Raw genomic sequence first — 6,340 nt, 5'->3', positions numbered from 1 at the left:
ACGTTCGGATCGAGCAGCAGTTCGCACAGGTAGCCCACGTCTGATCCAGCGGCGACGGACTGGGATGTACCGGCACGGCCCCGACCCACCCACCGAACCCCACACGCGAGGCGAGCGCGAGCGCACCCGCAGGGGGCTAGAACGCGTACGAATCCCCGGTGTCGAGCGCCAGCACCCGCTGCCGGTCATTCGCGTGATTCCGGTCCACCGACCCCCCACCCCACACGGTGTCGACCTCCATCGACACCTCCGACGGCATCCCCCGCAGCCGCACCCTCACCCGGATCTCCTCCCCCAGCCCATCCGCAGGCAACGCCCCCGTACGGCACACCACCGTCCGCTCCCCCGCCCGCGCACACCGGGCCGGCAACCGCTGCACATCGTGCAGCGGGGCCGACCACCGCAGCCGAACCGTCGCGTCGCCGACGGGATTCGGCCCATGGTTCCGCGGCGTCAGCCGGACATCGACCCGCCCGCCACCCATGGTCACGGACCCGTGATAGGCGAGATCGGCCTCGGGCCCCACGACGGCCCCGGCCGCGGGACCGCCACCCACCAGCACGGCCCCCAGACTCAGCACACCCAGCGCACACACGATCCGCATGAGCCTTTTCTCCGCTCGCTCGCCACTCGGAATGATCATCGGGTCATCGACCCGCGTCAGGGGATGTATCCCACCCCTGACGCCCCGCAGGCGCCTGCCAACAGGTGACGCACCACCACGCCGGAGCACGAGCGACGAGCCCACCCCCGCATGCCACAGTGACCGCATGCCGATCGCCCGCTCCGCCGCCCTCTTCGTCCTCGCCGCGTTCCTCGAGATCGGCGGCGCCTGGCTGGTCTGGCAGGGCGTACGCGAACAGCGCGGCTGGCTCTGGATCGGCGCCGGCGTGATGGCCCTCGGCCTGTACGGCTTCGTCGCCACCCTCCAGCCGGACGCCGAGTTCGGCCGCATCCTCGCCGCGTACGGCGGAGTCTTCGTGGCCGGCTCCCTCGCCTGGGGCGTGGTCGCGGACGGCTACCGCCCCGACCGCTGGGACATCACCGGCGCGCTGATCTGCCTGGCCGGAATGGCCGTGATCATGTACGCCCCGCGCGGCACCTGACGCACCACCGCCAGAGAGCCCACCACCGAGCGATCCACCACCCGACACCTCGCCCCACCCACCGGCACCGCCACCCGACACCTCGCCCCGCCCACCGGCACCTCGCCCCCTCCCACCCGTCCTCGCCCCCCACCTATCCTTGCCGGAGAAGCCCCAGCCCACCGCCAAGGAGCAGCCGTATGACCCCCGCCGCCGCGTCCCGTATCGCCGTCATCACCGGTGCAAGCAGCGGAATCGGCGCCGCGACGGCCCGGCAGCTCGCGGCCGAGGGCTACCGCGTCGTCGTCACCGCCCGCCGCAAGGACCGCATCGAGGCGCTGGCGGAGGAGATCACCGCGGCGGGCGGCCAGGCCACCGCGTACGCCCTGGACGTCACGGACCGCACCGCGGTCGACGAGTTCGCGTCCGCGTTCAAGACGATCGGCGTGCTGGTCAACAACGCGGGCGGCGCGCTCGGCGCCGACCCGATCGCGACGGGCGACCCGGCCCAGTGGCGCCAGATGTACGAGACGAACGTCATCGGCACCCTGAACATCACGCAGGCCCTCCTCCCGGCGCTCACGGCCAGCGGCGACGGCACGGTCGTCGTCCTCTCCTCCACGGCGGGCCACGGCACGTACGAGGGCGGCGGTGGCTACGTCGCCGCCAAGCACGCCGAGCACGTCCTCGCGGAGACACTGCGCCTGGAGATCGTCGGCACGCCCGTCCGGGTCATCGAGGTCGCCCCCGGCATGGTCAAGACGGACGAGTTCGCCCTGACCCGCTTCGGCGGCGACACCGAGAAGGCCGCCAAGGTCTACGCGGGCGTCGCCCAGCCCCTCACCGCGGACGACGTCGCCGAGACCATCACGTGGGCCGTCACGCGCCCGAGCCACGTGAACATCGACCTGCTCGTGGTCCGCCCCCGGGCCCAGGCGTCGAACACGAAGGTCCACAGGGAACTGTGATGCCCGATCCGGCGTCACCTCCGCGGCCGACGCCCCCGGACGGCGAGAAGGCCCGCCTGGCCCTGGAGAAGAAGCGCGAACGCTACGTCTGGTACTACCTCGCGTACTTCCTCTTCGGCATCCACATCGTGGCCTTCGTCATGATCTACGCGGTCCTGCACGCGAAGTGACCCACCGGTCGGGGACAACGCACGGCAACTCCGCCGCGTAACGCGCACCAGCACCGCGCCCGTAACCCACAAGGGTGAATTGATTCGATCACCCGCACGTCAAGTGAACGCCCGACCTGGGCTCACGCCACAACATCAACCTGGTCGCGCCCCGCTGACATGCGCGTAGCACCCGACCGCCGTCGCTGGACGCCATCGGAGGACCGAGTACTACTGACGCTCAACAACGACGCCGCGGCCGCCAAGGAACTCGGCAGGACCGAGAAGAGCTGCTACGTCCGCCTCTGGCGTCTGCGGACCGGCAAGACCCCGCTGCCCGCCGACGCCTGACCGACTGAACGGCGAGGCCCCGGACCGGGGCCTCGCCGTTGTCAGCCCTTCACACAGACGACCTGCTTCAGCTTCGCCACGACCTCCACGAGGTCACGCTGCTGCTCGATGACCTTCTCGATCGGCTTGTACGCACCCGGGATCTCGTCCACGACGCCGGAGTCCTTGCGGCACTCCACGCCCTGCGTCTGGTCCTCCAGGTCCTTCGTCGAGAAGCGCCGCTTCGCCGCGTTGCGGCTCATGCGCCGACCCGCGCCGTGCGAGGCCGAGTTGAAGGACTTCTCGTTGCCGAGGCCCTTCACGATGTACGACCCCGTCCCCATCGAGCCCGGAATGATGCCGAACTCTCCGGCCCGCGCGCTGATAGCTCCCTTGCGCGTGACGAGCAGGTCCATGCCGTCGTAGCGCTCGATGTTCACGTAGTTGTGGTGGCAGCTGACCTCGGGCTCGAAGGTCGGCTTCGCCTTCTTGAACTCCTTGCGGACCACGTCCTTCAGGAGCGCCATCATGAGCGCGCGGTTGTGCTTCGCGTACTCCTGGGCCCAGAACAGGTCGTTGCGGTACGCCGCCATCTGGGGCGTGTCCGCGACGAAGACGGCGAGGTCACGGTCGACCAGGCCCTGGTTGTGCGGGAGTTTCTGAGCGACGCCGATGTGATGCTCGGCCAGCTCCTTGCCGATGTTCCGCGAACCGGAGTGCAGCATCAACCAGACAGAACCGGACGTATCGACACAAACCTCTACGAAGTGATTGCCGCCGCCCAGCGTCCCCATCTGCTTGACAGCCCGCTCCTGACGGAACTTGACCGCCTCCGCCACCCCGTCGAACCGCCCCCAGAAGTCGTCCCACCCGGCGGTGGCCAGCCCGTGGAAGCGGTCCGGGGCGACCGGGGAGTCATGCATCCCCCGACCCACCGGAATCGCCTCCTCGATCTTCGACCGGAGCCGCGAGAGGTCGCCCGGCAGGTCGTTGGCCGTGAGGGACGTCCGGACCGCGGACATTCCGCAGCCGATGTCGACTCCCACCGCCGCCGGGCACACCGCGTCCCGCATGGCGATGACGGAGCCGACCGTCGCGCCCTTGCCGTAGTGGACGTCCGGCATGACGGCGAGCCCCTTGATCCAGGGCAGGGTCGCCACGTTCTGGAGCTGGCGGAGTGCGACATCCTCGACCGACGCGGGGTCGGTCCACATGCGGATGGGAACCTTCGCGCCCGGCACCTCTACGTACGACATATCGTCCTCGATCCCCAGAAAAAACAACAGAAGTCTTAAATCGCAAAACCGGCGCCTAGGTCGACGTATGGGACAACGGACCGGCGTCCACGGCTCTGCGTGCGATACACATTGTCTCCAGGGGCCGCCCCCGTGCGGCAACCGAATAACCACAGGACACCCGGGCCGAAGCGCCATCGGGAACCGTCGAGAGGAGCCTGACCGTGCAGCGGAAGGCGTACGTATCAGGCGCCGCTGTGCTCCTCGCGGCATTGCTGGCGGGCTGCACGGGCGGTCCGGACGAGGGGAGTTCACCTCCGGACTCCAAGAGCGGCAACGCCGGCACGACGGCTCCGGCGGCCCAGCCGGGCAAGTACCGCACCCTCCCGCAGGCGTGCACCGCGGCCGATCACGACACCCTCGACGCACTGCTGCCCGGCATCCGGCAGAGCACCGACGAGAGACAGCAGGAGAAGCTGTACGAGGGTGAGGCCTCGGTCACGTACAACACGGACCGGCGGGACGGCTGCAACTGGAAGGTGGAGTCCACCTCCGCCACCGATCACCTCTTCGTCGACTTCGAGCGCGTGGTCTCGTACGACACCGCGGTGAGCGACGACGACAAGGCCGAGGAGCTCTACACCGTCAGGGAGACGGCGGCCGACCTCCCCGAGCCGTCCCCGTCGGCCTCCGCCTCGGGCGACGACGCCAGTCCGAGCCCGAGCGACGGCACCGGCACCCCGGCCGGCGACGGAGGCGACGAGGGCGACGGCAAGGGCGACGGCTCCGGCACCCCTTCCGCCTCCGCCTCTCCGTCGGGAACACCCACCGCTCTGCAGCCCCGCGTCCTCGACGGTCTCGGCGACCAGGCGTTCCTCGACGACAAGCTGAACACCGGCTCGTCGACGGCTCAGCAGCGCACGGTGACTGTGGTGTTCCGCACGTCCAACGTGATCGTGACGATCGAATACGCCGAGCAGCCGACGGCTTCCACGGACACCCCGGACAGCGAAGAAATGCAGGACAGGGCGTGGAAACTGGCCCGGGAGCTGGCCGACAAGCTCAACGGCTAGCGGCCCCGCGGCCCCTGCGGGCACCCCGGCGCAAACCCCCCGAACGGGAACCGCTCGGGCGCCTCACCGCGTACCGTGGCCCCTCGGACCCGACCGGTCGCACGTTCCATGTGCGGCCGGACCACGAGCGCCACGAGTGAAGGAACCATGCACCGACCAGTACAGCGAGTAGGCCGAGCACCGCGACTCACCCGCATCCTTGTCAGCGCAGCCGCCGTCCCGGTGATGCTCGTCGCCGCGGGCTGTTCCTCGGACTCCGACTCCGGCGACGACGCGCAGAAGAGCGCGAGCGTGACGCCGGACGCGAAGGTGTCCGAGAGCGCCTCGGCCGATGTCGTGCAGCCCGCCGCGTACGCGACACTTCCCGAGCCGTGCTCGGTGCTGTCGAAGAAGACTCTGGGTGAACTGGTCCCCAAGGGCAGCAAGTCGGGCAAAGAAGGCAAGTCGGACGACGCGGCGCAGCGCGGCAACTGCAACTGGAGCAGCCTCGACAACAACGGTGTGAAGGGCTCTCAGTTCCGCTGGCTGAACGTGGCGCTGCTGCGTTTCGATTCGGACACGCGTGGCGCGGGCGACGAGCAGGCGCACGCGTACTTCGAGAAGCAGGTCACGGGCGCGCAGTCGGTGGAGGGCGCGAAGGGCGCCAAGTCCGAGCCGGTCGCCGGGACGGGCGACGAGGCGACGGCCGTGCGCTACGACCTGAAGAAGAAGGAAGGCTCCTTCAAGCAGCAGACGATCGTGACGCGCGTCGAGAACGTGGTCGTCACGCTCGACTACAACGGTGCCGGTCTCGCGGGTGAGAAGACCCCGGACGCCGCCGACCTGCTGAAGGACGCCGAGAAGGCGGCGAAGGAGGCGGTGGCCGCGGTGACCGCCGCGAACCAGGACGGCGGCGGGGCCGGCGCGTCCTCTTCGGGGCCGTCCGCGTCGGGGCCGTCCTCTTCGTCGAAGGCGTCGTCAGGCTCGAAGGCTCCGTCCAAGAGCGCCTCCAGGAGCGCTTCGCCGTCGAAGTCCGCGGCAAAGAAGGACTGACCCGCCCCCGTCCGATTTCGGGGCTCAACTCGTATCTTTGGCGGGACAGTTGCAGGGGCCCGGTCCTCTCGGGGACCGGGCTCGTCCCATACCGCGCATCCGTACGCCACACACATGTGCCACTCTGTTGCGCGCAACAACACGCAAGCGGAGAGGAGTGCAGGTGGCCGCGCCCATACAGCTGACACGGATGCACAAGATTCTCATCGGCGTGGTCGTCGCCGGTGCGGTCGTCATCGCCGGGATCGGCTTCGCCGGTTCGTACACGGCGGTCCGTGAGCTGGCGATCCAGAAGGGGTTCGGGAACTTCTCGTACGTCTTCCCGATCGGCATCGACGCGGGTATCTGCGTCCTGCTCTCCCTCGACCTGCTCCTGACGTGGATCCGTATCCCGTTCCCCCTGCTGCGCCAGACCGCGTGGGTGCTGACGGCGGCGACGATCGCCTTCAACGGCGCGGCGGCCTGGCC

9 protein-coding genes are annotated in these 6,340 nt (G+C 69.4%); 7 read left to right on the top strand and 2 right to left on the bottom strand.

The features are described from left to right. Positions 1 to 136 precede the first annotated feature (136 nt). Positions 137 to 604, bottom strand: coding sequence for a hypothetical protein (locus ACFWBT_RS41010; protein WP_385709347.1), 468 nt, complete (start codon positions 602 to 604; stop codon positions 137 to 139). Positions 605 to 770: 166 nt separating this feature from the next. Here ACFWBT_RS41010 and ACFWBT_RS41005 point away from each other — a divergent pair, with 166 nt between their 5' ends. From ACFWBT_RS41005 to ACFWBT_RS40990, 4 genes are all read left to right on the top strand, one after another. Beyond that, a complete protein-coding gene (locus ACFWBT_RS41005; RefSeq protein ID WP_266761378.1) occupies positions 771 to 1,106 on the top strand; it encodes a YnfA family protein in 336 nt (111 codons plus the stop codon). A gap of 179 nt (positions 1,107 to 1,285) precedes the next feature. Next, the gene (locus ACFWBT_RS41000) at positions 1,286 to 2,053 is read left to right on the top strand and encodes an SDR family NAD(P)-dependent oxidoreductase (RefSeq protein WP_385709345.1); all 768 of its coding nucleotides are present in this window, start codon (positions 1,286 to 1,288) and stop codon (positions 2,051 to 2,053) included. After that, on the top strand, positions 2,053 to 2,223 hold the full coding sequence (locus ACFWBT_RS40995; RefSeq protein ID WP_385709350.1) for a hypothetical protein: 171 nt from the start codon (positions 2,053 to 2,055) through the stop codon (positions 2,221 to 2,223). The genes ACFWBT_RS41000 and ACFWBT_RS40995 overlap by 1 nt, the downstream gene beginning before the upstream one ends. Before the next feature lie 159 nt (positions 2,224 to 2,382). Further along, on the top strand, positions 2,383 to 2,553 hold the full coding sequence (locus tag ACFWBT_RS40990; RefSeq protein WP_385709342.1) for a hypothetical protein: 171 nt from the start codon (positions 2,383 to 2,385) through the stop codon (positions 2,551 to 2,553). 41 nt (positions 2,554 to 2,594) lie between these two features. Here ACFWBT_RS40990 and ACFWBT_RS40985 read toward each other — a convergent pair whose 3' ends face one another. Further along, a complete protein-coding gene (locus ACFWBT_RS40985) occupies positions 2,595 to 3,788 on the bottom strand; it encodes an RtcB family protein (RefSeq protein WP_385709339.1) in 1,194 nt (397 codons plus the stop codon). A gap of 203 nt (positions 3,789 to 3,991) precedes the next feature. Here ACFWBT_RS40985 and ACFWBT_RS40980 point away from each other — a divergent pair, with 203 nt between their 5' ends. From ACFWBT_RS40980 to ACFWBT_RS40970, 3 genes are all read left to right on the top strand, one after another. Next, a complete protein-coding gene (locus ACFWBT_RS40980; RefSeq protein WP_385709336.1) occupies positions 3,992 to 4,840 on the top strand; it encodes a DUF3558 domain-containing protein in 849 nt (282 codons plus the stop codon). Positions 4,841 to 4,987: 147 nt separating this feature from the next. Continuing rightward, positions 4,988 to 5,872 (top strand): DUF3558 family protein, encoded by an 885-nt coding sequence (locus tag ACFWBT_RS40975; RefSeq protein WP_385709333.1) that lies wholly within the window; start codon positions 4,988 to 4,990, stop codon positions 5,870 to 5,872. Between the two features lie 163 nt (positions 5,873 to 6,035). Next, a partial coding sequence (locus ACFWBT_RS40970) for a DUF2637 domain-containing protein (protein WP_385709331.1) occupies positions 6,036 to 6,340 on the top strand: 305 nt, incomplete at its 3' end.

Origin of the sequence: Streptomyces sp. NPDC060027, from assembly GCF_042737005.1 — a bacterium.
Lineage (GTDB): Bacteria > Actinomycetota > Actinomycetes > Streptomycetales > Streptomycetaceae > Streptomyces.
The sequence above is the reverse complement of the archived record's forward strand: the minus strand, read 5'-3'. Positions and strand labels throughout refer to the sequence as shown.